Genomic DNA, 22,626 nt, shown 5'->3' on the forward strand with positions numbered 1-22,626 from the left:
GCCTTTCGTGTGAGACGTGCCCGGGGTACGAGTCGTCAGTGGGGTTGCCGCTGGGAGGAGTGCCAGGGGACGACGAGCCGCTCGACGGCGGCGACGAGGTAGAAGAAGGCGGTCGCGACGGCGGAGAGCAGGATCATCACGGCGAAGATCAGCGCCGTGTCGAGCTGGCCGCCCGCGGAGACCAGCACGTAGCCCCAGCCGCGGTCGGACGCGATGAACTCGCTCACGAGCGCGCCGATGACGGCAAGACTGGTCGCGACCTTGAGACCGGCGAAGATGCTCGGCAGCGCATGCGGGAGCCGGACCTTCAAGAACAGCCGCAGGCGGGTCGCCGCCATGACCCGCGCGAGGTGGATCATCTCGGCGTCGACGCTGCGCAGTCCCATCACCGTGTTGACCAGCAGCGGGAAGAACGTCACCAGCGCGGTCATCGCGATCGTCGGTGCCATGCCGAAGCCGAACCAGACGACGAACAGCGGGGCGAGGCCCACCTTGGGCACGCTGTTGAGGGCGACGATCGGCGGGTACAGCAGCCGCTCGAGCAGACGAGAGGTCACGATGACCATCCCGAGGGGGATCGCGATCAGCGCGCTCAGCGCGAAGCCGCCGACGATCTCCAGGATCGTCCACCGGCCGTGCGTGATCAGCAGGTCACGGGTCTCCCAGCCGCGCTCGACCACCTGGCTGACCGACGGGAGCATGTAGTCGGGCACGCCCCCGAGCTGGGCGACGAGCTCCCACGCGAGCAGGATCGCGCCGAAGGAGATGAACGGCCACAGGGCGTTGCCGAGGGCGCGGCGGATCACGTCAGTCCTCATGGATGACCCCCAGCGCCTCGAACTGCTGGCGGATGGTCCGGACGTAGCCCAGGAACTCCGGTGTCTCCTTGACCTCCAGTCGCCGGGGGAAGGGCAGCTCGATCGGGATGTCGGCGTGGATCCGCCCCGGGCGCGGCGTCATCACGATCACGCGCTGGGCGAGGAAGACCGCCTCCTCGATGTCGTGGGTGACGAGTACGGCCGTCTTGCGGTCGCGCGACCAGATCCGCTGGATGTCGATGCGCAGCTGGTCGCGGGTCAGCGCGTCCAGCGCGCCGAGTGGCTCGTCGAGGAGCAGCAGGGGAGGGTCGTGCACCAGCGCCCGGCAGATCGCCACCCGCTGCCGCATCCCGCCCGAGAGCTCGTGCGGGAGCCGTCGCTCCATGCCCTCCAGGCCGACGGAGTGGAGCAGTCGGAGGGCGGTCTCGCGATGCCGGTCGGTGCGCTGGCCCCTCATCTCGAACTGGACCAGCACGTTGGACAGGACGTCGCGCCACGGCAGGAGGAGGTCCTTCTGGAACACGAAGCCCAGGTCGGTCAGGGGCGCCGTGACGGCTCGGCCGTCGACGACGACGTCGCCGCTGGTCGCCGGGGTGAGGCCGGCGATCATCGAGAGCAGGGTGCTCTTGCCGCATCCGCTGGGCCCGAGCAGCGCGACGAACTCGCCCTTGTCGACGGTCAGGCCGATCGGGTCGACGGCGTGCACCTTGTCGCGACCGCGCACGTCGAAGACCTTGGTGACGTCGCGCGCGGCGATGTAGCTCGGCGCCATCGCGCTCGGTGGGGCCATCGCCTCAACCTCCGTGCTGGACATGAGGACTCACCTCGTTGAGCTCCCGGCAACCGCTGCCGGTCGCGACCACGACGCCACCGACCAGCGCCCAGTGGCGCCCGAGGCGGGCGTCGGGCTGGAGGGAGAAGGTCATGCCCTCCTGGATCTCGAAGTCGAAGAGCGCGTTCTCGGTGTCGACGTGGGGGAAGCGCTCGGCGAACCCCGGGACCTGGCGGTCGATGCCGACGTCCAGCCCGCCGCCGGCCAGCAGTGGGTTGAGCGCGGCCACGTGCGGGGTGATGTGCCACGCGCCGGCCTCCGCGAGCGGCTCCTCCATCGCCTCGGCCACCTCCCGGAACGAGCGTCCGGGGGCGAGCAGGTCCCGGCCCACCTCGTACGCCGTCCGCGCGATCTCCGCGCACCGCAGGGTCGCGGCCGGCGGCTCGCCGACGAGCACGGAGCCGTTGATGTGGGTGTTGAGCTCCGCGAAGGTCGGGAACATCTCGAAGCCGACGATGTCCTGGTCCTCGAGGATGCGGGAGGGCTCCTCGCGGATGAGCCAGGAGGGCTCGCCCCAGGCGTAGTTGTCGAGGCCCGACTGCATCAGCATCCAGGTCACCCGCATGCCGTCGGCCAGCATCGACGCGTAGGCCGCGGCATACAGCTCGCGCTCGGAGACGCCGGGCTTGGCCAGCTCGCGCACGACGCGCACCGCCTGGTCGCCGGCGGCGGCGGCGCGCGCGAGCCGGCTCAGGTCGCGCTCGCTGCGGCAGGCCATGAGCAGGCCGAAGTCCGCGGTCACGTCGACGAACTCGGTGCCTTCGAGGCGGGAGGAGATCGCCTCCCAGGTCGGCTTCGGGACCCAGCCGCCCGCGGCGAACGGCGAGCCCCAGCCCAGTCCGATCACGCCGAGCCGGCGCCCAGCGAGCCCGAGCTCCTCGGCCACCTGGGGCATCAGCGCGGTGTGCCGGCCGATGCGCAGGTCGTCGATCCAGCTGTCGAGCTCCCGCTCCTTGCTGAGCATGTTCTGCGCGGCGACCTGGGCGGAGAACCCGATCATCACCGGCTCGCCGTCCCGGGGCACGACGAGGTGCTGGTAGCGGCGGTCGTTCCCGAGGTACTGCCCTGCGTCGTAGCGGTCGCTGCGGTCGCTTCCGAACACCAGGAGGCCGTCGAGGCCCCGTTCGTCCATGAAGGCGTGGGTGCGGCTCCACCGGTAGCTGCGCTCGGGCTGCGCGGTTGTCACGTCGTCTCTCCTCCGCCCGGCCGCCGTCTCCGGACGGCCCGTCGATTTGCCTTAGTGATGATTAGCTTATCACTAAGATACTTTGGATGGAAGAGAAACGTGGATGCTCCGCGCCGTCGGCGGACCGGAAAAAAGCCTCGTGGCCCCTCCCGGGTGGGAGGGGCCACGAGGGGCGGATCGGCCCGCCGGAGCGGTGTCGGATCAGTCCCGGCAGGCGCTCAGCATCTCCTCGCGGGTCGCGACCTTCACGCGGACGCGTCCCTCGGCCTCACCGAGCGCGATCTCATGGGCGTCGAGCCGCTCCCATGAGGTGTGGGTGACCACCTCGACGTCGCGCTCGGCGAAGTAGGCGTCGACGTCCTCGGGGCGGCGGGCGGTGGCGGTCGGGGTCGTGTCGGCGAGCAGGTGAGCGACGGTCTCGGCGGCGTCGCTCTTGGTGTGGCCGATCAGGCCGACCGGGCCGCGCTTGATCCAGCCGGTGACATAGGTGCCGGGGACCGGTTCGCCGTCGAGGTCGAGGACCCGGCCGCCGGCGTTCGGGATCACGGCGGCGCGGTCGTCGAACGGCAGGCCCGGCAGCGCACTGCTGCGGTAGCCGACGGCGCGGTAGACCTGCTGCACGTCCCAGTCGGTGACCTCCCCGGTGCCCTCCACCCGGCCGTCGGCGTTCGGCGAGTGGGTCCGCTCGGTGCGCAGGGTGGTCACGCGCCCGGCGTCGTCCGCGACGATCTCGGCGGGCGCCTCGGCGAAGTGGAGGTGGATCCGGTGCGGCTTGCCGACCGGGTCGGCGCCGACCCAGCTGGTGAGGGTGTTGAGCACCATCTTCTGGGACTTGTGCTCGGCGATGTGGGCCATCCCGTGCTCGTCGACGTCGAAGCCCTCGGGGTGCACGATCACCTCGACGTTGGGCGAATGGTTGAGCTCGCGCAGCTCCAGGGGCGAGAACTTCGCGTACGCCGGGCCGCGGCGCGCGAACACGTGCACGTCGGTGATCGTCTTGGCCTTCAGGGCCGCGTGCACGTGGGGCGGGATGTCGGTCACCAGCATCTCGTCGCCGGTCTTGGCGAGCACGCGGGCGACGTCGAGGGCGACGTTGCCGACGCCGAGGACGGCGACGCTGGTCGCCTGGAGGGGCCACTCCTGCGGGACGTCCGGGTGGGCGTCGTACCAGGAGACGAAGTCGGCGGCGCCGAGCGAGTGCTCCTCGCCGGGGATGCCGAGGTCGCGGTCCGCCATGGCGCCGGTGGAGACGACGACCGCGTCGTAGAACTCGCGCAGGTCCTCGAGCTTCACGTCGACGCCGTACTCCACGTTGCCGAGGAAGCGGACCTCCGGCTTGGCGATCACCCGCTGGAGCGCCTTGATGATCTCCTTGATCCGCGGGTGGTCCGGGGCGACGCCGTACCGGACCAGGCCGAAGGGTGCCGGGAGCCGCTCGAGGATGTCGACCGAGACGTCGGCCTCGGCCTTGGTGAGGATGTCGGCGGCGTAGATGCCGGCGGGGCCGCCGCCCACGATCGCTACACGGAGAGTCATGACCGCAAGTCTGGTCGCCGCCGCGTCCTCACAGAACGAGGTTGTGGTTGGGTGCTCACAAGGTTAGGTTGTGAGGGTGTTGGCTCCCCACGTACCCGATCTCCGGGCGCTGGAGCTGCTCGTCGTCGTGGCGCGGACCGGCAGCCTCGGGGCCGCCGCGACGGAGCTCGGCATCAGCCAGCAGGCGGCCTCCTCGCGGGTGCGGACCATGGAGGCGCTCGTCGGCGAGCCACTGGTCGCCCGCAGCAAGCGGGGGTCCGAGCTGACGCCGACCGGCGAGCTCGTCGTCCAGTGGGCCGACCGGGTGCTCGACGCGGCGCAGGAGCTCGATGCCGGCATCGCCGCGCTACGGGCCGATCGGCGCGGTCATCTCGCCATCGCGGCCAGCCTCACGATCGCCGAGCACCTGCTGCCCGGCTGGATGGTCGGCCTGCGCACCCACCAGGTGCAGCGCGGCCAGCAGCCGACCGAGATCACCATGACCGCCACCAACACCGAGCGGGTCACCGAGCTGGTGCAGGCCGGCGAGGTGGCGCTCGGCTTCGTCGAGGGTCCCGAGGCGCCGCGGGGACTGCGCCGGCGTCTCGTCGGCACCGACGAGCTGCTGGTCGTCGTCGGTCCCGGTCACCCGTGGGCGCAGCGGTCCCGTCGGCGGGTGAGTGCCGAGACGCTCGCGGCCACGCCGCTCGTCGTCCGCGAGGCCGGGTCGGGCACCCGCACCGTGCTGGAGCGGGCTCTCGCCGACCTGCCCCGCGCGACGCCGGTGCTCGAGCTGTCCAGCACGGCGGCGGTGCGTGCCGCCGTCGCGGCCGGAGCGGGTCCGGCGGCCGTCGGTGCGCACGCGGTGCGCGACGACCTCGCCACCGGGCGGTTGGTGCGGGTCACCGTGACCGGACTCGACCTGACCCGCCACCTGCACGCGGTGTGGATGGGCGGCCCGCACCCGCCGGAGGGACCGGCGCGGGAACTGGTCGCCTGGGCGGCGCGGGGCGCTCGTAGCTGACGGAACCGTCGTGGGACCGGCGGCAAGGTCAGGCGGTGGGGGAGTGGATCCGTCAGGTACGACCAGCCGGGGTCAGGCGTGGGCAGGTGTGCGCGCGAGGATCGCGGCGATCGAGTCGTCGGTGCACTCGGCCCAGAAGGTGCCCACGACGTCCTCGAGCTGGGTGAACGAGTCCGCGACGTACAGGACGTCCTGGTAGTCGGTGATGTCGTAGAGCTGGGTGCCCATCGTGGCGATCTCGAGCGGCCGGATGGTCATCCCGCGGAACGCCTCGATCTCGCCGGGGGAGGACAGGATGCCGGCGCCGTAGGCCTTGAGCTCGCCGGCCTCCCAGAGCACCCCGAACTCGAGGGTGAACCAGAAGACCTTGCTGACGAACTCCAGCGCCTCGGTCGTCCGCACCCGGCGCGAGGCCCGGCCGGCGAGCTCGTAGAGCGCGGTGAAGCGCGGGTTGGCCAGGGTGTTGCCGTGTCCCACCACCTCGTGCAGGACGTCCGGCTCGGGCGTGTAGAGCGGCACCGAGTGGTGGCGGACGTACTGGGTGGACCAGAAGGCCTTGTCGGCGAGGGAGCCGTAGAACTCGCGCAGCGGGACCAGGCCGGCGGCCGGTCGGTAGCTGAAGCCGGTCAGCGGCGCGAGCCACTCGTCGACCTCGGCCAGCTGGGGGATCCGGTCGATCGGCAGGCCCAGGGACTCCTTGCCGTCGAGGAACTCACGACAGCCGTACGCGCGGTGCTTGGTCACCAGTGCCTCGCTGACCACGCGCCACACCTCATGCTCCTCGTCGGTGTACTCGGCGGTGGGGCAGGGCCGGCCGGGACGCCAGTTGCTGGCGAGGGTGGCGAGGGCGTCGCGCCGGGCGCGGTACGCCGGGTCGGCGAAGCCGGGGTGGTCGGCGCCGAGATGGACCTTGAGCGAACCGTCCTCGTCGGCGGTCACGGGGGCGAAGTACTGGCCTTCCTCGAACATGTCTGCAGTCTGAGATGCGGTCCATGAAATTGCGAGCAGGCTCGGACGTTTGGCTGCGATAGACGCTCAGATGTGGCAATCTGTCCGGCATGGATGCCATCGACCGTGGAATCCTGGACGTCCTGCGAGCCGACTCCCGGACCTCGATCCGCGAGGTCGCCGAGCGGCTCGGGATCAGCCGGGCAAGTGCCTACGCCCGGGTCAAGCGACTCGTCGACACCCGGGTCATCCGCGGCTTCACCATCGACGTGGACCACGCGGCCGTGGGGCTCGGCCTGCCGGCGTACATCCATGTCCGGATCAAGCAGAACACCTGGAAGTCGTTCCGCAAGAAGGCGTGGGCGCTCGAGGAGGCGGCCCACGTCGCGCTTGTCGCGGGCGACTTCGACTGCGTGATCCTGGTCCGGGCCCGCGACGCCGAGCACCTGCGCGAGCTGGTGCTGGAGCGGATCCAGGCGCTGCCCGAGGTGGTCGCGACCCAGACGGTGCTGGTGTTCGAGGAGCACGTCGGGCAGGCCTGAGGGAGCGCTGCGCCGAGGCTTCCTCGGGGTGGGCGGCGCCTGCTGGGCCAACGGATGCGGCACGCTGGCGGTCATGTCGCGTCCGCAGCGCCCCACCCCCGTCCGCACCGCCCTGGTCTTCGGCGGCTCCGAGGGGATCGGTCTCGCCATCGCCGAGCGCCTCGTCGCCGGTGGCGCGCGGGTCGTCGTCCTGTCGCGCTCGGAGGACAAGCTCGCCACGGCTCTGGCCCGCCTCGGGCCCGGCGCCGACGCCCGGTCGGTGGACGTCACGGACCCGGCCGCCGTCGCGGCCGTGGTCGACGCGCTGGTCGCCGAGGTCGGCGTACCGGATCTCGTGGTGACCACCGCCGGCTACGCCCGGCCGGGCTATCTCGACGAGCTGCCCGCGGACGACATCACCGGCATGGTCGCGACCAACCTGCTCGGCACCGTGCACGTGTGCCGCGCGGTCGTCCCGCACCTGCGTGCCGCCGGGGGCGGGACGATCGTCACGACGTCGTCGATGGCCGGACTGGCGGGGGTCTTCGGCTACACGGTCTACAGCGCGACGAAGTTCGGCGTGATCGGCTTCTCCGAGGCGCTGCGTCGCGAGGTGCGGCCCTACGGCGTCACGGTCAAGGTGCTCTGCCCGCCCAACACGCTCACCCCGGGATTCGCGGAGGAGAACCGCCACAAGCCCGCCGAGGTGCTCGCCGCCGAGGAGAGTGTCGCGACGCTCACGCCGGAGGCCGTCGCCGACGCGCTGCTCCGGGCGCTGCGGCGCCGGCGCGGCTTCCTCGTGGTGCCCGGGCGGGACAGCCGGCTCGCCGCGGTCGCGATCCGGTACCTGCCGGTCGTCGTGGACCGGGCGCTGCGCCGGCCGGGCCCCGCCACCTGAACGACCGGTCGGTGCTGGCAGCGCTGCTGGCGGCCGGCGGCGACGGGCAGGCGCTGCTGAACGCGAGCCCACGTCTCTCCACAGGTGGGGCAAACGGGACGCGCTCGTGGCGTCTTCGTGTCGGACCTGTGTGTTCGGATGCATGGCATCAGGTCTGGCACCTCTCGGGAGGCTCGCATGTCGCTCGCCACGCTCGCTCCGCCCCACCCGGTGGTGGCGTGCGCGAGCGAGGTCTGCGACGTGCTGGACCGGGTTGCGGACGTGCAACCGGTGTTCATGAGCGTCGCCGAGAAGGAGCAGGCGCTGCGCCAGTTCGCCCGCGCGAAGGCAAAGCTGGCCGAGGCGGAGGCACGGGTCCTGGCCGTCGGCGACGACATCGCCGCCGAGCACGGGGCTCATGACGTGGCGGCCTGGCTGGCCCACGCCACCCGGACCGACCCCCGCACCGCCCGCGCCGAGCTCCACCTCGCCACGGCGCTGGAGCAGCACCCCGCGGTGGCAGCCGGGATGCGCGCCGGGACCGTCTCAGCAGCCCAGGCCCGGGTCATCACCACCGCGGTCGACGAGCTCCCCGCTGACCTCGGTCCCGTGCTGGCAGCCGAGGCCGAGGCGACGTTGATCGGGTACGCCGCCCACCACCCGCCCCGCGACCTCAAACGGCTGGGCCAGCGGATCCTGGAAGTCGTCGCCCCCGACATCGCCGAGGCCGAGGACGGTCGACGGCTCGAGGACGAGGAACGACGAGCCCGCGTCAAGGCATCCCTACGCTTCCGCGATCTCGGGGACGGGACGACGCGGATGTGGGGGAGGCTGCCCACGCCGGTGGCGCAACGGTTGAAGCACTACCTCAACGCCTACGCCAACCCCCGCCACCGCGACGACCGTCCCGACCCTGGTCTCTCGACCAGTCACCCGGCCAATGAGCGGATGCCACAGCACCGGGCCTACGCCCACGCGCTGGCCGCCCTGCTCGAGACCCTCGACCCCGACCAGCTCCCCGAGCACGGCGGAGACGCCACCACCGTCATCGTGACCCTCACCCTCGCCCAACTGCTGGCCGACCTCGCCGCCGCCGGCGTGATCGCCGGCGACGGCGAAGAAGCCATCTCCGCGCAGGAAGCACGTCGGCTGGCCTGCCAGGCCTCGATCATCCCCGCCGTCCTCGGCGGTAAGGGCGAGGTCCTCGACCTCGGCCGACGGATGCGACTGTTCACCAAAGCCCAACGCCGCGCCCTACGCCTACGCGACCGACACTGCCGCGCCGAGGGCTGCTCGATCCCCGCCGCCTGGACCGAGGCCCACCACCTCACCCCCTGGTCCAACGGTGGATCCACCGACCTCACCAACGCGATCAGCCTCTGCAACCACCACCATCACCGCATCCACGACCACACCCACACCCACGACCGCCTCCCCAACGGCGACATCCGCTTCCACCGACGCTGCTAGGGCGCGTGGATCAAGTCCGATCCGACCCGGATCAGTGGTGAGCGGAGCGTTGCAAGTCCCATCGTCAGTGGCGGAACGTAACCTCGGCCCGGTGGTAGGGAACGAGACAGGACGACCCCGAGTCGTGATGATGTGCGGGCCAGGTGGTGCTGGCAAGACCACCTACGCCAAGCGCCTGGAGCGCGAGGGCTGGACGCGCTTGTCGTTCGAGGTGGAGTTCTGGGATCGCGGAATCACGACGATGCCCTCCGCCGAGGTGGTCGCCGAGGTGGCAGCAGACCTGAAGGCGCGCTTGCTGCGCCAGGTCGCGGCGGGGAACGATGTCGTGCTCGACTTCGGATTCTGGCTCCGGCGACAACGCGATGAGTTCCGCGCACTGCTCGCACCGCGGGGCATCGTGCCGGAGACTGTCTACATCGCGACGAGCCTTGAGACCATCCTGAGCCGGATCGGTGACCGACACGGCAGGCGGGCGGACGACTGGCCGCTCACCGAGCAGACGGCGACGGAGTACTTCGAGAGGTTCGAGCCGCCGACGCCCGCGGAGGGGCCGCTCGAGGTGGTCCGCTAGGCCGTGTGAGTCACGTCGGTCTTGATCCAGGTCAGCGTGGCGGCGAGGGTGATCGCGGCACGGTAGGCGCGAGCCGTGTTGTCCGAGCGCATCGCGATGCCTCGCCATTGCTTGAGCTTGTTGAAGCACCGCTCGACGACATCGCGGCCCGGCGCGGGTGTCTCAGGGCTGGTTGAGGAACCAGCGGTGCCCGAAGGGATCGCGGAACGACGCGACCCGGCCGGCCGGGGGCGCGTCCTCGGGGCCGCGGTCGAGCGTCGTCCCCGCGGCGGTGACCCGCGCGCAGAGCCCGTCGACGTCGGGCACCGTGAGGTGGAGCGTGACCGGCAGGCCACGGTCGCCCCGGGGCGCCTCGGCGTGCAGCTGCGGGAACTCGTCGGACATCATCCAGCGGGCGCCGTCGACGGCGAGCTCGACATGACCGATCCGGCCGTCGGGCATCTCGATCGGGGCGTACACCACCTCGGCCCCGAGGACGTCGACGTACCACTCGATCGCGGCACGGGCGTCGCGGACGTGGAGGTACGGCGTCAACTCGCTGGCCATGCCCCAGGATGGCCCATCAGGCTCGGTCGTCGTAGTGGTGGACCGTCCGGTCGCGGCGCCACGGTGGCGCGACCACGAGGGAGAGGACGATCGCCAGTGCGCCGGCGACGATGAGGATGGTGCCGAGCAGGTCGTCGTTGACGTAGTCGATGTCGACCGTGATCACATCCAGGGCCAGGATCAGGCCCAGGACGAGCAGGATGATGCCGAGTCCGATGTACATGCTCCTGCGGTGCCCGCAACGGGCGCCTCGATACGTCTAGCCCCGGCCCTCGCACCCTGCGCTACTGCAGCGCGGCGGTGAGCCGGGCCACGTTGTCGACGTACTTGGCGCCGGGGGAGCGCCCACCCCAGGCCTCGAGGGTCAGCTCCTTCGACAGGGAGCGGTAGGTGTCCTCGATGCGGCGCATCTTCGCGACCACAGCCGGGTCCGGCATCATCAGCGACACCTCGTAGTTGAGGGCGAACGAGCGCATGTCCATATTGCTGGAGCCGACGACGGCGACCTGGTCGTCGATCGTGAAGTGCTTCGAGTGGAGGATGTACGGCGCCGGGTACAGGTGGATCCGCACGCCCGCCTCGAGCAGCGCCTTGTAGTACGACGCCTGCGCGTGCCCGACGAGGAACTGGTCGGACACCTCGCTGACGAAGAGCTCGACGTCGATGCCGCGCTCGGCGGCGGTGGTGACGGCGTACAGCAGCGACTCGTCGGGGACGAAGTACGGCGAGGTCAGCGAGATCCGCTCCGTCGCGGCGTAGAGCAACGTGGTGAACATCCGCAGGTTGTTCTCCGCGACCAGGCCGGGGCCGCTCGGCACCACCTGGCAGGGGACGTCGAAGACCTCCTCGGGGCGACGGTCCTGCTCGCCGTGGACGGCGACGAGGTCGACCACCTGGCCGGTCTCGACGTACCAGTCGGAGGCGAACACGGCGTTGAGCGCGCCGACGACCGGCCCCTCCAGCCGCACCATCAGCTCCACCCACTCGCGGCCGAGCCGCTGGTTGGCGGGCTTGTTGTAGCAGGGCTCGGTGAGGTTGAGCGATCCGGTGAAGCCGACGCTGCCGTCGACGACGAGGATCTTGCGGTGGTTGCGCAGGTCGGGACGGCGGAACCGGCCCTGGAGCGGCTTGATCGGCAGCATCGGGTGCCACGCGATCTTCGTGGCGCGCAGCCGCTTCACCATCGACCTGTAGCCCGGGATGCGGCGGGAGCCGATGTGGTCGAAGAGGAGGCGGACGTCGACGCCGCGCCCGGTCGCGCGGATCATCGCCTGGAACACCGGGTCGGTCACGTCGTCCCAGGCGGTGATGTAGAACTGCACGTGCACGTGGCTGCGGGCCCGGTCGATCTCGCGGGCCATCTCGGTCATCAGCGCGCGGTAGTCGGACCACAGCTCGACCTCGTTGCCGCCCGTGATCGGGAGCGCGCCGAGGCGCTGGTTGAGGGTGGCGACGCCGGACATGGACCTGGACAGCCGTGTGGTGTCGAAGGACAGCGGCAGCGCCTCGCTGCGCTCGCGGATGGCGGCGATCGCCGTGCGCTGGCGGCTGATCCGGCGGGCGCCGAGCCTGATCCGCCCGAACAGCAGGAAGATCGAGAACCCGATGATCGGCTCGATCAGGATCAGCAGCAGCCACGCCATGCCCGTCGACGGCTTCCGGTTGCCGGGGATGATCCCGAGTGCGGCGAGCCGCAGGACCATGTCGAGCCCGAAGATGATCCAGCCGAGCGTCGACGTCGGAACGAGCCAGTTCATGGGCGCAGCCTATGGAATCCTCGGCTCATGACACCGCCAGACCAGAGCTTGTTCAGTCGTGTCGCCGGTGCCGTCACCGGCAAGGTCGTGGACGCGATGCCCGTCGAGGAGATCCTCGAGCACGTCGACATCGACGCCGTCCTCGACCAGGTGGACGTCAACCACCTCCTCGATCGCGTCGACGTGAACCGCCTGCTGGACCGGGTCGACCTCGACCGGTTGCTCGCGCGCGCCGACGTCGAGGCCCTCGTCCAGCGCGCCGGGATCTCCGACATCGTCGCCGAGACGACGGGCGACCTCGCCGGTCGCACGCTCGACGTCGCGCGCAGCCAGGTGGTGGGCCTGGACCGCGTCGTCAGCGGGTTCGTCGACCGACTGCTGCGCCGGCGCGGTCCGGCGCCGCTCGGTCCCGCCCTCCTGGTGGGCGAGTGATGAATCACCCCACGAAGTTCCACGCCTCCTCCGCTGCGCTCCTCCGGCGCACAACTTCGCGGGGACCCCGATGAGCCGCGCGACGGTGACCGGCCGGTACGCCGGTCCGGTGAGCCGGGCGGCGGCGGTCGCCGTCGACGTGGGCGTCGTGCTGGCGTCGTACTCCGTCGGGGTGGCGATCCTCGGCTTCCTCCTCCAGGCGCTCCTCGACGTCTCGATCGAGGAGGGCACCGGTGCCGTGGCGACGGTCGCCCTGCTGACGTGGGCGGCGGTGTACGTCGTGGTCACCACCGCCGTGAGCGGGCGGACCGTGGGCAAGGCGCTCGTCGGCCTCAAGATCGTGTCCCGCGACGGACGGCCGGTCGGCCCCGGCGCCTGCCTGGTGCGGACCCTGCTCTTCCCGCTCAGCACCTCGTTCTTCGGCGTCGGTGCCCTGCTCATCGTGCTGCGCCGCGACCATCGCGCGCTGCACGACCTGATCGCCCGGACCGCGGTGGTCTACGACTGGGGCGACCGGCAGGCCCAGCTCCCGGGTCCGCTGACGGCCTACCTGCGCGCGCACGACGCCGCCTGACCCGGGCGGATCCCGGCGGATCCCGGCGGATCCCGGCGGATCCGGGCAGATCCGGCCAGATCCGGGCAGATCCGGCCAGATCCGCCACGCCGGGCGGTACCGCGATCGAGGGGCGTCACGGCGTGATACTGCCTCCAGGCCCGTTCTCAGCGGGCCGCTCTTCCCCAGGAGGCACGATGTCCACTCAACCTGATGTACGCAAGATCGTGGCCGCGGAGTTCCTCGGCACTTTCGTCCTCGTCTTCGGCGGCTGCGGAACGGCCGTCCTGGCGGGCAAGGAGGTCGGCTTCGCCGGCGTCGCGCTCGCCTTCGGTCTCACTGTCCTCGTGATGGCCTACGCGGTCGGTCACGTCTCGGGCGGTCACTTCAACCCAGCGGTGACGCTGGGGGCGGCCGCCGGGGGACGGATCGCCTGGAAGGACACGCCGGTCTACATCGTCACGCAGCTCGTGGCGGGTGTCGCCGCCGGCGCGGTGCTGCTCCTCGTCGCCAGCGGCACGGACGGCTTCGACGCGGTGGCGAGCGGCTTCGCCTCCAACGGGTACGACGACCGGTCGCCCCTCGGCTACAGCCTGCTCGCGTGCCTGGTGATCGAGGTGCTGCTCACCGCCATCTTCTTGTGGGTGATCCTCGGCGCCACCGACACCCGGGCGCCCAAGGGCTTCGCGCCGTTGGCGATCGGCCTGGCGCTGACCCTGATCCACCTGATCAGCATCCCGGTCACGAACACCTCGGTGAACCCGGCGCGCTCGATCGGCGTCGGCCTGTTCGCCGGCGGGGACGCGATCGGGCAGCTGTGGCTGTTCATCGTCGCGCCGGTGATCGGCGGCCTGATCGCTGGTTTCTCCTATGCCTTCCTGCTCGGCAGCGACGACGCCGCTGAGCTGGCGGACGCGATGGAGGGCTGAGCGCCAGCACCACCTCTCCAGCGACTCCCGGCCGATCCGGCCGGGAGTCGCTGTTTTTCTGGCGGGTCTCGACTTCGCCGGAGTCGGAACATCAACGGCTGCCGAGACGGCCCGAGACGCGTAGGTTGAGCCGTATGAGCGGGCGGAGCGAGGCGGCGCAGTCTCGGCGCGAGGGTGACGGCCGGGGGCGTTTCGAGAGGTTCGTCGAGGTCGTCCACCGGCTGGTGAGTGCTGCTCCCTTCTTCTACGTGATCGTCGCCGTGCTGGTGCTGTGGGCGGCGAGCATGCCCCTGTGGTCGAGCGCGACGAAGTGGGAGCTCGCCCTGCACACGGGCTCGTCGGTCCTGTCGCTGCTCCTGCTGGTGCTGCTCCAGAACGCCGGCCGGCGCTCGGAGGAGGCGTCGCACGAGAAGCTGAACGTGATCGCCGAGGCGCTCTCGGACCTGATGGCCTCGCGCGCCCGCGACGACGAGGACCTGGAGGAGTCCGTGCGCAAGCTGCGCCAGGCCGTGGGCCTGGAGGGGCGCCACTGACGCACCCCGGCGCCGCTCAGCCGGCGAAGGACCGCCCGATGCCGCGGGCGGCGACCTGGAGGGCGGCGACGAGCCGGCCGCGGTCACGCTTGAGCGAGGGCACGACGATGCCGAGAGCGGCGACGACGCGCTCGCCCGCGGTGACCGGGACGGCGACGGAGCAGGCGCCGAGGGTCATCTCCTCGACGGTGGTGGCGTAGCCGTCGCGGCGGATCCGCTCGAGCTGCTCGCGCAGCCGCCCCGGCCGGGTGATCGTGTACGGCGTCACGCGGGCCAGCCGGGCCAGCGCGTCCGTCGTGACCTCGGCGGGGGCGTGGGCGAGCAGGACCTTGCCGACGCCGGTCGCGTGGAGGGGGAGCCGGGAGCCGACGGTGCTGACGACCGGGACCGAGGCACGGCCGGAGAGGCGCTCGAGGTAGAGCACCTCGGTGCCCTCGCGGACGGCGAGGTGCACGGTCGCCCGGGTGGTGGCGTGGAGATCGTTCATGAACGGGGCGGCGATCTCACGCAGGCCGGTCTCGACGGGCGCGAGCAGGCCGACCTGCCACAGCCGCCGGGCGACGACGTACTCGCCGCCGGCGCGCCGCACGAGTGCCCCGCCGGCGACCAGCTCGCCGACGAGGCGGTGCGCGGTGGGGAGCGGCAGGCCGGCGCGGCGGGCCAGCTCGGAGAGGGTGAGTCGGCGGTGGGCGTCGTCGAAGGCGAAGAGCAGCGCCAGGCTGCGCGACACGACGGTCGCGCCCGGGACGGAGGTGTTGCCGGCCATCACGCGCCTTTCACTGAGTGGAAGGACTCTATCGCCGACGACCGGCCGTCGCACCTAGCGTGGGGGCGTGCCCACGACCACTGCCGCCACCAGCGCGGCCGCCCCGCCGGCGCCCGACTCCCAGGAGCGGATCACCGCCGAGATCACCGCGGCGCACGCCGCCACGGCACCGGGCGCCGCGCAGCCGCGGATCGACTTCCCGCCGTACCGCAGCTCGGCGCTGCGCCACCCCACCAAGGACCCGCGCCACGCCGATCCCGAGGGGATCGAGCTGGTGGCGCCGGTCTTCGGTCACTCCGACATCGACCCGGTCGAGGCGGACCTCACGATCCAGCACGGCGGTGAGCCGATCGGCGAGCGGATGCTGCTGACCGGCCGGGTCCTCGACGGCGACGGCCGTCCGGTGCGCCACCAGCTGGTCGAGATCTGGCAGGCCAACGCGGGCGGTCGCTACATCCACAAGCGCGACCAGCACCCCGCGCCGATCGACCCGAACTTCACCGGGGTCGGGCGGTGCCTGACCGACGGCGACGGGACCTACCGGTTCACCACGATCAAGCCCGGCCCGTACCCGTGGCGCAACCACGTCAACGCCTGGCGGCCCGCGCACATCCACTTCTCGCTGTTCGGCACCGAGTTCACCCAGCGGCTGATCACCCAGATGTACTTCCCGGGCGACCCGCTCTTCGCGCTCGACCCGATCTACCAGTCGATCACCGACCGGCCCGCGCGCGAGCGTCTCGTCGCGAGCTACGACCACGACCTGACCACCCACGAGTGGGCGACCGGCTACCGCTGGGACATCGTGCTGACCGGCACCCACGCGACCCCGCTGGAGCGTGCCGAGCATGAGTGAGACCCTCGCGCCGACGCCCGGCCAGACCATCGGGCCCTTCTTCCACGACGCCCTCCCGTACCCCGGCGACAGTCTCCTGGTGCCGCCGGGCTCGGCGGGCGCGGTCCGCCTGCACGGCACCGTGTACGACGGCAGCGGGGCGCCGGTCCCCGACGCGCTGGTCGAGCTCCGGCAGGCCGACCCGGCCGGCCGCGTGCCGCGGGTCGAGGGCTCGCTGCGCCGCGACGGCCGGTTCACCGGCTGGGGCCGGGCGGCCACCGACGCCGCCGGGCGCTACGCGTTCACGACCGTGACGCCGGGCGGTGCCGACGGGGGAGCGGCGTTCTTCGCGGTCACCGTGTTCGCGCGCGGCCTGCTCGACCGGCTGTTCACCCGGGCCTACCTGCCGGGGGAGTCCGACGCCTTCCTCGCCGGGCTGCCGGCCGACGATGCCGCGACCCTGCGGGTCCTGCGCGACACGCGCCCGGGAGCGGGGACCGGGGCGGGGCCGGGTGACCTCCGCTTCGACATCCACCTGCAGGGCGAGCGCGAGACGGTCTTCCTGCGCTATCCGCGGCACGCCTTCCCGAGGTGTGGGCGGTGAGCGGCCTGCTCCGTCCCGGCGCGCACCGGGCGGCCGGCGTCTCCGACGACGCCGCGGTCCTGGCCGCGCTGCTGCGCGTGGAGGTGGCGTGGGCACGGGTGCTCGTCGCCGCCGGCGCGGCCACGGATGCCGAGGCCGCGCAGGTGGCCGAGGCGGCGGCCGGTCTCGAGGTCGATCCGGCCGCGCTCGCTGTCGCGGCGGAGGCGGCCGGCAACCCCGTCGTACCACTGGTCGCGCTGCTGCGCGCCGCCTCCCGGGACGCGGCGGACGCCGTGCACCGTGGCCTCACCAGCCAGGACGTCCTCGACACCGCGCTGGTCCTCCTCGCCCGCGACGCTGTCGTCCGGCTGCGGTTCGACCTCGCGTCCGCGGGCGACGCCCTCGCCGGCCTGGCCCGCGCGCACCGCGATGACGTCGCCGTCGCGCGGACCCTCACCCAGTGGGCGGTGCCGACCACCTTCGGGCTGCGTGCCGCGCAGTGGCTGGCCGGTGTGACCGACGCGGTCGCCCGGCTCGACGGACTCGCGTTCCCGGTCCAATACGGCGGCGCGGCGGGCACCCGCGCACTGCTGGCCGAGCTCGCCGGGCCGAGCGCCACCGCGGCGGCTCCGGCGTTCGCGGCGGCGCTCGGCCTGGCCGACACCGGCCTGCCGTGGCACACCCGCCGCGGCGCGGTCACCGCGATCGGCGACGCGCTCACCGCGGCCACCGACGCGCTCGGGGTCGTGGCCGCCGACGTGCTGCTGCTCGGCCGGCCGGAGATCGCCGAGGTCCGCGAGGGCGCCGTCGCCGGTCGGGGCGGCTCCTCGACGATGCCGCACAAGCAGAACCCGGTCCTGTCCGTCCTCGTCCGCGCCGCCGCGCTCCAGGCGCCCGGCCTCGCCGCGCAGCTGCACGTCGCGGCGGCCGGAGCCGTCGACGAGCGCCCGGACGGAGCCTGGCACGCCGAATGGCCCGTCCTGGCGCGGCTCCTCGAGCTCGCGGTCACCGCCGGCAGCCAGGCCGCCGAGCTGGCCGCGGGCCTGCAGGTCGACACCGCGGCGATGGCCGCGCGGCTCGACGCCGCGAGCGCAGCGGCCGCCCTGGACGTCCGCGGCCACGTCGGTGAGGCCGGCCGGTTCGTCGACCTCGCGATCGCCCGCTGGGAGGACGCCCGTGGTTGAGCTGACCTTCACGCAGCTGTCCGGCGACGAGAGCGCGGACCGCGTCCTCGTCGTCGGCCCGTCGCTCGGCACCGGCGTCGCCGACCTCTGGCAGGCCTGCGCCGCCCTGCTGCCCGCGACCTGGCAGGTCGTCGGCTGGGACCTCCCCGGACACGGCGTCGGTGTGCCCACGACGACCGCTTTCACCGTGGAGGACCTCGCTGCTGCCGTGCGCGACCGCGCCGGTTCGCTCGCTGCCGGGCGCCCGCTCGCCTACGCCGGCGTCTCCCTCGGCGGCGCGGTGGGCCTCACGCTCGCCCTCGACCCCGGTCCCTTCGGCGCGGTCGTCACCCTCGCCGCCGCCCCGAGGATCGGTACGCCGGAGGGCTGGCACGAGCGCGCGGCGTACGTCCGCAGGGCCGGCACCTCCGCGATGGTCGAGGGCTCCGCGGCCCGGTGGTTCGCGCCCGGCTTCCTCGACCGTGAGCCCGCGACCGGCAGCAGGCTGCTGCTCGCACTGCAGGACGTCGACGACGAGTCCTATGCCCTCGCGTGCGAGGCCCTCGCCGGGTACGACGTCCGCGACCGCCTCGTCTCCGTCGGCATCCCGCTGCTGGTCGCCGGCGGCGCGCTCGACGTCGTCGTCACGCCGGACCAGGTGGACGTCGCGCTCGGCGGCGTCGCGCATCTGCCGCCCGCCGAGGACCCGGGCGCCACCGCGACCCTGATCGCCGACTTCATCGAGGACCTGCCATGACCGATCGACCCGACCCCTACGACGACGGCATGAGGGTCCGGCGAGAGGTGCTCGGCGACGCGCACGTCGACCGGGCCGAGGCCGCGAAGACACCGTTCACGCAGGACTTCCAGGAGCTGATCACCCGCTACGCCTGGGGGAGCGTCTGGACCCGTCCCGGCCTGGACCGGCGCACCCGCTCCGTCGCGGTGCTCACCGCGCTGATCGCGCTCGGGCACTGGGAGGAGCTCGCGATGCACGTCCGCGCCGCCCGCACCAACGGGCTGAGCGAGGACGAGATCGCGGAGGTGATCCTGCAGGCCGGGATCTACTGCGGCGTCCCCGCCGCGAACCACGCGTTCGCCGTGGCCCAGCAGGCGCTGGCCGTGCCCGATGAGGAGCGATGAACCGCATTACCACCACCACCGACGTCGCCATCGTCGGCGCCGGACCGGCCGGGCTGATGCTGGCGCACCTGCTGCAGCGGGCCGGGATCGCCTCGGTCGCGATCGATGTCCGCGCCCGCGGGGAGATCGAGAACACCCACCGAGCCGGGATCCTGGAGCAGGACAGCGTCCGGCTGCTCACCGAGTCGGGCGTCTCCGACCGCGTCCTGCGCGACGGCTACCGCCACGCCGGGATCGACCTCGCCTTCGGCGGTGGCGGCCACCGGGTCGACCTCGAGACCCTGGTCGGCGCCACGGTCCAGCTCTATCCCCAGACCGACGTCTTCATCGACCTCGCCGACGCCCGCGCGCGCGACGGCGGCGACGTCCGGTTCGGGGTGAGCGAGGTGTCGGTCGCCGACCTCACCGCGGATCGGCCGCTGATGAGGTTCACCGACGCGGCCGGCGTACGCCACGAGGTCGCGGCGCGGATCCTCGTCGGCTCCGACGGCTCGCGCAGCATCTGCCGCCACGAGTTCCCCGACGCGACGCGGCGGCAGTTCTTCCGGGAGTACCCCTTCGCCTGGTTCGGCATCCTCTGCGAGGCACCGCCGAGCAGCGAGGAGCTGATCTACAGCCACTCCGAGCGGGGCTTCGCGCTGATCAGCCAGCGCACCGACACGCTGCAGCGGATGTACTTCCAGTGCGACCCGACCGAGGACGTCGCGGACTGGTCCGACGACCGGATCTGGGCGGAGCTGCAGGCCCGGGTCGGCGCCAACGGCTACGTGCTGAAGGAAGGGTCGATCATCTCCAAGACCGTGCTGCCGTTCCGCAGCTTCGTGCAGGAGCCGATGCGCCACGGCAACCTCGTCCTCGCCGGCGACGCCGCCCACACCGTCCCGCCGACCGGCGCCAAGGGCCTCAACCTGGCGCTGGCCGACGTCCGGGTGCTCGCCGAAGAGCTCGAGCTCCACCTCCGAGGGGAGGAGGTGGCACTCGACCGGTACGCCGAGCGGGCGCTGCGGCGGGTCTGGAAGGCCCAGCACTTCTCCTACTGGATGACCACGATGCTGCACCGCCTGCCCGACGCCAGCGACTTCGACGTACGACGCCAGGTCGGTGAGCTGACCTCGGTCGTGTCCTCGGCCGCCGGGTCGACCTACCTCGCGGAGGGCTACACCGGCTGGCCGTCCTGAGCCTCGATCCGTGGCTGAGCGGCCGCAGCCTCAGGCCAGCACCTCGCGGATCCCCGCCGCGGCGTACGCGTTCCACAGCGGCACCCGCCGCAGCAGGTAGTGCCCGACCGCGCCCATGTCGGTGAACTCGGCGTCGGCGACGTCGGCGGCGCGGGCGACGTAGGCCCGGGTCGCGCGGGGCGAGGTGATCCGGTCCAGCCGGCCGTGCGCGGCGCGCAGCATCTTGCCCGCGAGCGGCGCGACCGGCTCGTCCGGCGGCAGCCACGGGGCGAGGGCGACGACGCCGCGCACCGACGCGTGGTCGGCGACGGCGACGCCCGTGCGGGCGCCCATCGAGTGCCCCAGGACCGCGACGGGGAGATCGTGGGTGCGGGCGATCTCGTCGAGGGCCCAGCGGGCGTCGACGACAGGCGCGGGATCCCGCTCGGCACCGGCGTTCCAGCCCTTCACCCGGTAGCGCAGCAGCAGGACGCCGACATCGTCGCCGGTCACCGCGGCGGCGATCTGCCGGGCCAGCGCGCGGCCGCGGCGCCAGGACAGACTGCGCCCGTCGACCGGGTCGGTGCCGTGCTCGGCACCGCCGTGCAGCACGAGGGTGATCGCCCGTGCCTGCGGAGGGACCCAGCTGTCGGTGAACGACGGATTCATCGCCCGTGCCTCCTGAGCAGCTGGTAGGCCTCCAGCGTCGCCGCGCGCTGCTGGGCGTGGTCGACGATCGGCTCCGGGTAGTCGCCGAGTGCGGGGTCGGCGAGCTCGGGCACCCAGCGCCGCGCGTACGCGCCGTCCGGGTCGAACCTCCTCGCCTGGGTGGTCGGGTTGAAGATCCGGAAGTACGGCGCCGCGTCGGTCCCGCAGCCGGCGACCCACTGCCAGTTGTGCTGGTTGCTCGCGACGTCGCCGTCGACCAGATGGGCCATGAAGTGGCGCGCGCCGTGCTGCCATTCGACGTGCAGGTCCTTGACCAGGAAGGACGCGACGATCATCCGCACCCGGTTGTGCATCCAGCCCTCGGCGAGCAGCTGGCGCATGCCCGCGTCGACGATCGGGTAGCCGGTGCGGCCCTGCGTCCACGCGTCCAGCCGGCGGCGCAGCTCGGCACCCGTGACGTAGGGCAGGTCGCGCAGCTCGGGGCGGAAGTAGTCCCGCGCCGTCGCCGGCCAGTGGTGCAGCACGTGCGCGTAGAACTCGCGCCAGGCCAGCTCCTTGCGGAAGACCGAGTGGTGACGGGAGTGCGGGTCGCGTGCGCCGGTGACGTCCAGGTCGGCCAGGACGGTGCGCGGGTGGATCGTCCCCCACCGCAGGTCGGGTGAGAGTCGCGAGGTGTCGTCGAGGTCGGGGCGGTCGCGCACGTCGTCGTACGGCGTCCCGCGCCATGCCTCCCAGCGCGCGAGGGCGGCCTCCTCGCCCGCCTCCGGGAGATCGACGCCCGACAGGTCCGGCTCGTCCGGAAGGTCCTCGGAGGGCGCGCCGACCCAGTCGACGGCCGCGGGGTCGGAGTCCGCCGGCGCGCGCCAGCCGTGCGCGACCCACGCCTTGTGGAAGGGCGTGAACACCCGGTAGGGACCGCCGTCTCCCGTCAGCACCCGCCCCGGGGCGACGGCGTACGGCGACCCGGTCCGCACCAGCGGGACCTCGCCCAGGGCGGCCGAGACCCGCTCGTCCCGGGCCGCGCCGTACGGCGCGAAGTCGGCGCTGACGTGGACGCCGGTCGCGCCGAGCTCGGCGGCCAGCCGCGGCACGACCGACTCCGGGCGGCCGCTGCGGACCACGAGACCGGGACCGTGACGGCGCAGGTCGGCGTCGAGCGCACGCAGCGTGCGGAGCAGGAACGCGCGACGGACCGCGCCCGCCGGCGCCAGCAACGCGTCGTCGAGGACGAACAGCGGGAGCACCGGCCCCTCCGCGGCGGCGGCCACGAGGGCCGGGTGGTCGCCGAGCCGCAGGTCCCGCCGGAACCACAGGATGCTCGGTCTCACCCCGCCATGCTGGCAGGTCAGTGGGCGCGGCGGGCGAACACGGTGCCGGCGAGCCAGCCGACCACCAGTGCGGTCAGCACGGTCAGGGCGATCTGCAGCGGCTCCCGGCCCTGCTCGAACGGCAGGATGAGCGGCAGTACGAGCGCGTAGGCGATCAGCGCCGCCACCGCGCCGTGCAGGCCGGGACTGCCGGCGAGCCTGCTGTGCCGGGCCGCGACCGCGAAGGCGACGACCGCGACCGCGGCCAGCCACCCGGCGGCGGCCGCTGTCGAGGCGAGCGTGAGGAACGGCGCGACCAGGCCGCCCAGGATCAGCACGCTGAACCCGGTCGACGCCCCCCGGACCGCCCCCGGCACGTCGATCCGCCCGGTGGGTCCGGTCGGTCCGGTCCGGACGGTCGTCGCGGGGGTGGGAGGCATGCGGTCCACGCTAGGTCGCGCCGGCCGGGCGTCGGTATCACGCCCGCGCAC

Annotated in this window: 27 protein-coding genes; 15 read left to right on the top strand and 12 right to left on the bottom strand. The window is 72.6% G+C overall.

The window, feature by feature from the left end; genetic code table 11:
* Nucleotides 1-35 precede the first annotated feature (35 nt).
* The 4 genes from KVF89_RS24555 to KVF89_RS24570 all read right to left on the bottom strand — a co-directional run bounded on the left by KVF89_RS24555 (nucleotide 36) and on the right by KVF89_RS24570 (nucleotide 4,372).
* Nucleotides 36-818 carry an ABC transporter permease gene (locus KVF89_RS24555; RefSeq protein WP_257429453.1) on the bottom strand — a complete coding sequence of 261 codons (783 nt, stop codon included), beginning with the start codon at nucleotides 816-818 and terminating at the stop codon, nucleotides 36-38.
* Nucleotides 808-1,632: an ABC transporter ATP-binding protein gene (locus KVF89_RS24560; protein ID WP_257429454.1), complete on the bottom strand. Its 825-nt coding sequence runs from the start codon at nucleotides 1,630-1,632 to the stop codon at nucleotides 808-810. The genes KVF89_RS24555 and KVF89_RS24560 overlap by 11 nt, the downstream gene beginning before the upstream one ends.
* Complete coding sequence (locus tag KVF89_RS24565; RefSeq protein ID WP_257429455.1) at nucleotides 1,613-2,836, bottom strand: M24 family metallopeptidase; 1,224 nt, start codon at nucleotides 2,834-2,836, stop codon at nucleotides 1,613-1,615. Before KVF89_RS24565 ends, KVF89_RS24560 begins: the two co-directional genes overlap by 20 nt.
* Nucleotides 2,837-3,037: 201 nt before the next feature.
* On the bottom strand, nucleotides 3,038-4,372 hold the full coding sequence (locus KVF89_RS24570; RefSeq protein WP_257429456.1) for an FAD-dependent oxidoreductase: 1,335 nt from the start codon (nucleotides 4,370-4,372) through the stop codon (nucleotides 3,038-3,040).
* Nucleotides 4,373-4,448: 76 nt separating this feature from the next.
* On the opposite strand from KVF89_RS24570, the gene KVF89_RS24575 reads away from it, so the two are divergent.
* Nucleotides 4,449-5,375, top strand: coding sequence for a LysR family transcriptional regulator (locus KVF89_RS24575; protein ID WP_257429458.1), 927 nt, complete (start codon nucleotides 4,449-4,451; stop codon nucleotides 5,373-5,375).
* Between the two features lie 72 nt (nucleotides 5,376-5,447).
* Here KVF89_RS24575 and KVF89_RS24580 read toward each other — a convergent pair whose 3' ends face one another.
* Nucleotides 5,448-6,344: a phenylalanine 4-monooxygenase gene (locus KVF89_RS24580; protein ID WP_257429460.1), complete on the bottom strand. Its 897-nt coding sequence runs from the start codon at nucleotides 6,342-6,344 to the stop codon at nucleotides 5,448-5,450.
* Nucleotides 6,345-6,433: 89 nt separating this feature from the next.
* Between KVF89_RS24580 and KVF89_RS24585 the strand changes: the two genes are divergently transcribed.
* From KVF89_RS24585 to KVF89_RS24600, 4 genes are all read left to right on the top strand, one after another.
* On the top strand, nucleotides 6,434-6,865 hold the full coding sequence (locus KVF89_RS24585) for an Lrp/AsnC family transcriptional regulator (protein WP_257429462.1): 432 nt from the start codon (nucleotides 6,434-6,436) through the stop codon (nucleotides 6,863-6,865).
* Nucleotides 6,866-6,938: 73 nt separating this feature from the next.
* Nucleotides 6,939-7,742, top strand: coding sequence for an SDR family NAD(P)-dependent oxidoreductase (locus tag KVF89_RS24590; RefSeq protein ID WP_257429464.1), 804 nt, complete (start codon nucleotides 6,939-6,941; stop codon nucleotides 7,740-7,742).
* Between the two features lie 177 nt (nucleotides 7,743-7,919).
* Nucleotides 7,920-9,191, top strand: coding sequence for an HNH endonuclease (locus KVF89_RS24595; RefSeq protein ID WP_257429466.1), 1,272 nt, complete (start codon nucleotides 7,920-7,922; stop codon nucleotides 9,189-9,191).
* Between the two features lie 37 nt (nucleotides 9,192-9,228).
* Nucleotides 9,229-9,762, top strand: coding sequence for a P-loop nucleotide/nucleoside kinase family protein (locus KVF89_RS24600; RefSeq protein WP_257429468.1), 534 nt, complete (start codon nucleotides 9,229-9,231; stop codon nucleotides 9,760-9,762).
* A 162-nt stretch (nucleotides 9,763-9,924) separates the two neighbouring features.
* On the opposite strand, the gene KVF89_RS24605 is transcribed toward KVF89_RS24600, so the two are convergent.
* From KVF89_RS24605 to cls, 3 genes are all read right to left on the bottom strand, one after another.
* The gene (locus KVF89_RS24605; RefSeq protein WP_257429470.1) at nucleotides 9,925-10,308 is read right to left on the bottom strand and encodes a VOC family protein; all 384 of its coding nucleotides are present in this window, start codon (nucleotides 10,306-10,308) and stop codon (nucleotides 9,925-9,927) included.
* A gap of 16 nt (nucleotides 10,309-10,324) precedes the next feature.
* The gene (locus KVF89_RS24610) at nucleotides 10,325-10,531 is read right to left on the bottom strand and encodes a DUF6458 family protein (RefSeq protein WP_257429472.1); all 207 of its coding nucleotides are present in this window, start codon (nucleotides 10,529-10,531) and stop codon (nucleotides 10,325-10,327) included.
* Between the two features lie 61 nt (nucleotides 10,532-10,592).
* The gene (gene cls, locus KVF89_RS24615; RefSeq protein WP_257429473.1) at nucleotides 10,593-12,065 is read right to left on the bottom strand and encodes a cardiolipin synthase; all 1,473 of its coding nucleotides are present in this window, start codon (nucleotides 12,063-12,065) and stop codon (nucleotides 10,593-10,595) included.
* Between the two features lie 27 nt (nucleotides 12,066-12,092).
* Between cls and KVF89_RS24620 the strand changes: the two genes are divergently transcribed.
* The 4 genes from KVF89_RS24620 (at nucleotide 12,093) to KVF89_RS24635 (ending at nucleotide 14,512) form a co-directional block, all read left to right on the top strand.
* Nucleotides 12,093-12,497, top strand: a complete 405-nt coding sequence (locus tag KVF89_RS24620; protein WP_257429474.1) for a hypothetical protein — start codon at nucleotides 12,093-12,095, stop codon at nucleotides 12,495-12,497.
* A 70-nt stretch (nucleotides 12,498-12,567) separates the two neighbouring features.
* On the top strand, nucleotides 12,568-13,071 hold the full coding sequence (locus tag KVF89_RS24625) for an RDD family protein (RefSeq protein WP_257429475.1): 504 nt from the start codon (nucleotides 12,568-12,570) through the stop codon (nucleotides 13,069-13,071).
* Between the two features lie 176 nt (nucleotides 13,072-13,247).
* Nucleotides 13,248-13,979, top strand: a complete 732-nt coding sequence (gene aqpZ / locus KVF89_RS24630; RefSeq protein WP_257429477.1) for an aquaporin Z — start codon at nucleotides 13,248-13,250, stop codon at nucleotides 13,977-13,979.
* A gap of 134 nt (nucleotides 13,980-14,113) precedes the next feature.
* Nucleotides 14,114-14,512, top strand: a complete 399-nt coding sequence (locus tag KVF89_RS24635; protein ID WP_257429478.1) for a low affinity iron permease family protein — start codon at nucleotides 14,114-14,116, stop codon at nucleotides 14,510-14,512.
* Nucleotides 14,513-14,528: 16 nt separating this feature from the next.
* On the opposite strand, the gene KVF89_RS24640 is transcribed toward KVF89_RS24635, so the two are convergent.
* Nucleotides 14,529-15,278: an IclR family transcriptional regulator gene (locus KVF89_RS24640; protein ID WP_257429479.1), complete on the bottom strand. Its 750-nt coding sequence runs from the start codon at nucleotides 15,276-15,278 to the stop codon at nucleotides 14,529-14,531.
* Nucleotides 15,279-15,345: 67 nt separating this feature from the next.
* Here KVF89_RS24640 and pcaH point away from each other — a divergent pair, with 67 nt between their 5' ends.
* From pcaH to KVF89_RS24670, 6 genes are read left to right on the top strand one after another with little or no spacing between them, the layout of a single operon-like run.
* Entirely contained in the window at nucleotides 15,346-16,134 is a 789-nt protein-coding gene (pcaH, locus tag KVF89_RS24645; protein WP_257429481.1) for a protocatechuate 3,4-dioxygenase subunit beta, read from the top strand.
* Nucleotides 16,127-16,717 carry a protocatechuate 3,4-dioxygenase subunit alpha gene (gene pcaG, locus KVF89_RS24650; protein ID WP_257429482.1) on the top strand — a complete coding sequence of 197 codons (591 nt, stop codon included), beginning with the start codon at nucleotides 16,127-16,129 and terminating at the stop codon, nucleotides 16,715-16,717. The genes pcaH and pcaG overlap by 8 nt, the downstream gene beginning before the upstream one ends.
* The gene (locus KVF89_RS24655) at nucleotides 16,714-17,880 is read left to right on the top strand and encodes a lyase family protein (protein ID WP_257429484.1); all 1,167 of its coding nucleotides are present in this window, start codon (nucleotides 16,714-16,716) and stop codon (nucleotides 17,878-17,880) included. The genes pcaG and KVF89_RS24655 overlap by 4 nt, the downstream gene beginning before the upstream one ends.
* Complete coding sequence (locus KVF89_RS24660; protein ID WP_257429486.1) at nucleotides 17,873-18,616, top strand: alpha/beta fold hydrolase; 744 nt, start codon at nucleotides 17,873-17,875, stop codon at nucleotides 18,614-18,616. The genes KVF89_RS24655 and KVF89_RS24660 overlap by 8 nt, the downstream gene beginning before the upstream one ends.
* Nucleotides 18,613-19,002 (top strand): 4-carboxymuconolactone decarboxylase, encoded by a 390-nt coding sequence (gene pcaC / locus KVF89_RS24665; protein WP_257429487.1) that lies wholly within the window; start codon nucleotides 18,613-18,615, stop codon nucleotides 19,000-19,002. The genes KVF89_RS24660 and pcaC overlap by 4 nt, the downstream gene beginning before the upstream one ends.
* On the top strand, nucleotides 18,999-20,180 hold the full coding sequence (locus tag KVF89_RS24670) for a 4-hydroxybenzoate 3-monooxygenase (RefSeq protein ID WP_257429488.1): 1,182 nt from the start codon (nucleotides 18,999-19,001) through the stop codon (nucleotides 20,178-20,180). Before pcaC ends, KVF89_RS24670 begins: the two co-directional genes overlap by 4 nt.
* A gap of 30 nt (nucleotides 20,181-20,210) precedes the next feature.
* Here KVF89_RS24670 and KVF89_RS24675 read toward each other — a convergent pair whose 3' ends face one another.
* The 3 genes from KVF89_RS24675 to KVF89_RS24685 are packed head-to-tail and all read right to left on the bottom strand — an operon-like array spanning nucleotide 20,211 to nucleotide 22,575.
* Nucleotides 20,211-20,828: an alpha/beta fold hydrolase gene (locus KVF89_RS24675; protein ID WP_257429490.1), complete on the bottom strand. Its 618-nt coding sequence runs from the start codon at nucleotides 20,826-20,828 to the stop codon at nucleotides 20,211-20,213.
* On the bottom strand, nucleotides 20,825-22,156 hold the full coding sequence (locus KVF89_RS24680) for a cryptochrome/photolyase family protein (protein WP_257429492.1): 1,332 nt from the start codon (nucleotides 22,154-22,156) through the stop codon (nucleotides 20,825-20,827). The genes KVF89_RS24675 and KVF89_RS24680 overlap by 4 nt, the downstream gene beginning before the upstream one ends.
* A gap of 17 nt (nucleotides 22,157-22,173) precedes the next feature.
* Nucleotides 22,174-22,575, bottom strand: coding sequence for a hypothetical protein (locus tag KVF89_RS24685; RefSeq protein WP_257429493.1), 402 nt, complete (start codon nucleotides 22,573-22,575; stop codon nucleotides 22,174-22,176).
* Nucleotides 22,576-22,626 lie beyond the last annotated feature (51 nt).

Source organism: Nocardioides carbamazepini (assembly GCF_024614185.1).
GTDB classification, from domain to species: Bacteria; Actinomycetota; Actinomycetes; order Propionibacteriales; family Nocardioidaceae; genus Nocardioides; species Nocardioides carbamazepini.

Coding starts and splice junctions, on each gene's coding strand:
- KVF89_RS24555 (WP_257429453.1), bottom strand. CDS start 818: ATGAGGACTGACGTGATCCGCCGCGCCCTCGGCAACGCCCTGTGGCCG.
- KVF89_RS24560 (WP_257429454.1), bottom strand. CDS start 1,632: ATGTCCAGCACGGAGGTTGAGGCGATGGCCCCACCGAGCGCGATGGCG.
- KVF89_RS24570 (WP_257429456.1), bottom strand. CDS start 4,372: ATGACTCTCCGTGTAGCGATCGTGGGCGGCGGCCCCGCCGGCATCTAC.
- KVF89_RS24580 (WP_257429460.1), bottom strand. CDS start 6,344: ATGTTCGAGGAAGGCCAGTACTTCGCCCCCGTGACCGCCGACGAGGAC.
- KVF89_RS24585 (WP_257429462.1), top strand. CDS start 6,434: ATGGATGCCATCGACCGTGGAATCCTGGACGTCCTGCGAGCCGACTCC.
- KVF89_RS24590 (WP_257429464.1), top strand. CDS start 6,939: ATGTCGCGTCCGCAGCGCCCCACCCCCGTCCGCACCGCCCTGGTCTTC.
- KVF89_RS24595 (WP_257429466.1), top strand. CDS start 7,920: ATGTCGCTCGCCACGCTCGCTCCGCCCCACCCGGTGGTGGCGTGCGCG.
- KVF89_RS24605 (WP_257429470.1), bottom strand. CDS start 10,308: ATGGCCAGCGAGTTGACGCCGTACCTCCACGTCCGCGACGCCCGTGCC.
- KVF89_RS24610 (WP_257429472.1), bottom strand. CDS start 10,531: ATGTACATCGGACTCGGCATCATCCTGCTCGTCCTGGGCCTGATCCTG.
- cls (WP_257429473.1), bottom strand. CDS start 12,065: ATGAACTGGCTCGTTCCGACGTCGACGCTCGGCTGGATCATCTTCGGG.
- KVF89_RS24620 (WP_257429474.1), top strand. CDS start 12,093: ATGACACCGCCAGACCAGAGCTTGTTCAGTCGTGTCGCCGGTGCCGTC.
- KVF89_RS24625 (WP_257429475.1), top strand. CDS start 12,568: ATGAGCCGCGCGACGGTGACCGGCCGGTACGCCGGTCCGGTGAGCCGG.
- aqpZ (WP_257429477.1), top strand. CDS start 13,248: ATGTCCACTCAACCTGATGTACGCAAGATCGTGGCCGCGGAGTTCCTC.
- KVF89_RS24635 (WP_257429478.1), top strand. CDS start 14,114: ATGAGCGGGCGGAGCGAGGCGGCGCAGTCTCGGCGCGAGGGTGACGGC.
- KVF89_RS24640 (WP_257429479.1), bottom strand. CDS start 15,278: ATGGCCGGCAACACCTCCGTCCCGGGCGCGACCGTCGTGTCGCGCAGC.
- pcaG (WP_257429482.1), top strand. CDS start 16,127: ATGAGTGAGACCCTCGCGCCGACGCCCGGCCAGACCATCGGGCCCTTC.
- pcaC (WP_257429487.1), top strand. CDS start 18,613: ATGACCGATCGACCCGACCCCTACGACGACGGCATGAGGGTCCGGCGA.
- KVF89_RS24670 (WP_257429488.1), top strand. CDS start 18,999: ATGAACCGCATTACCACCACCACCGACGTCGCCATCGTCGGCGCCGGA.
- KVF89_RS24675 (WP_257429490.1), bottom strand. CDS start 20,828: ATGAATCCGTCGTTCACCGACAGCTGGGTCCCTCCGCAGGCACGGGCG.
- KVF89_RS24685 (WP_257429493.1), bottom strand. CDS start 22,575: ATGCCTCCCACCCCCGCGACGACCGTCCGGACCGGACCGACCGGACCC.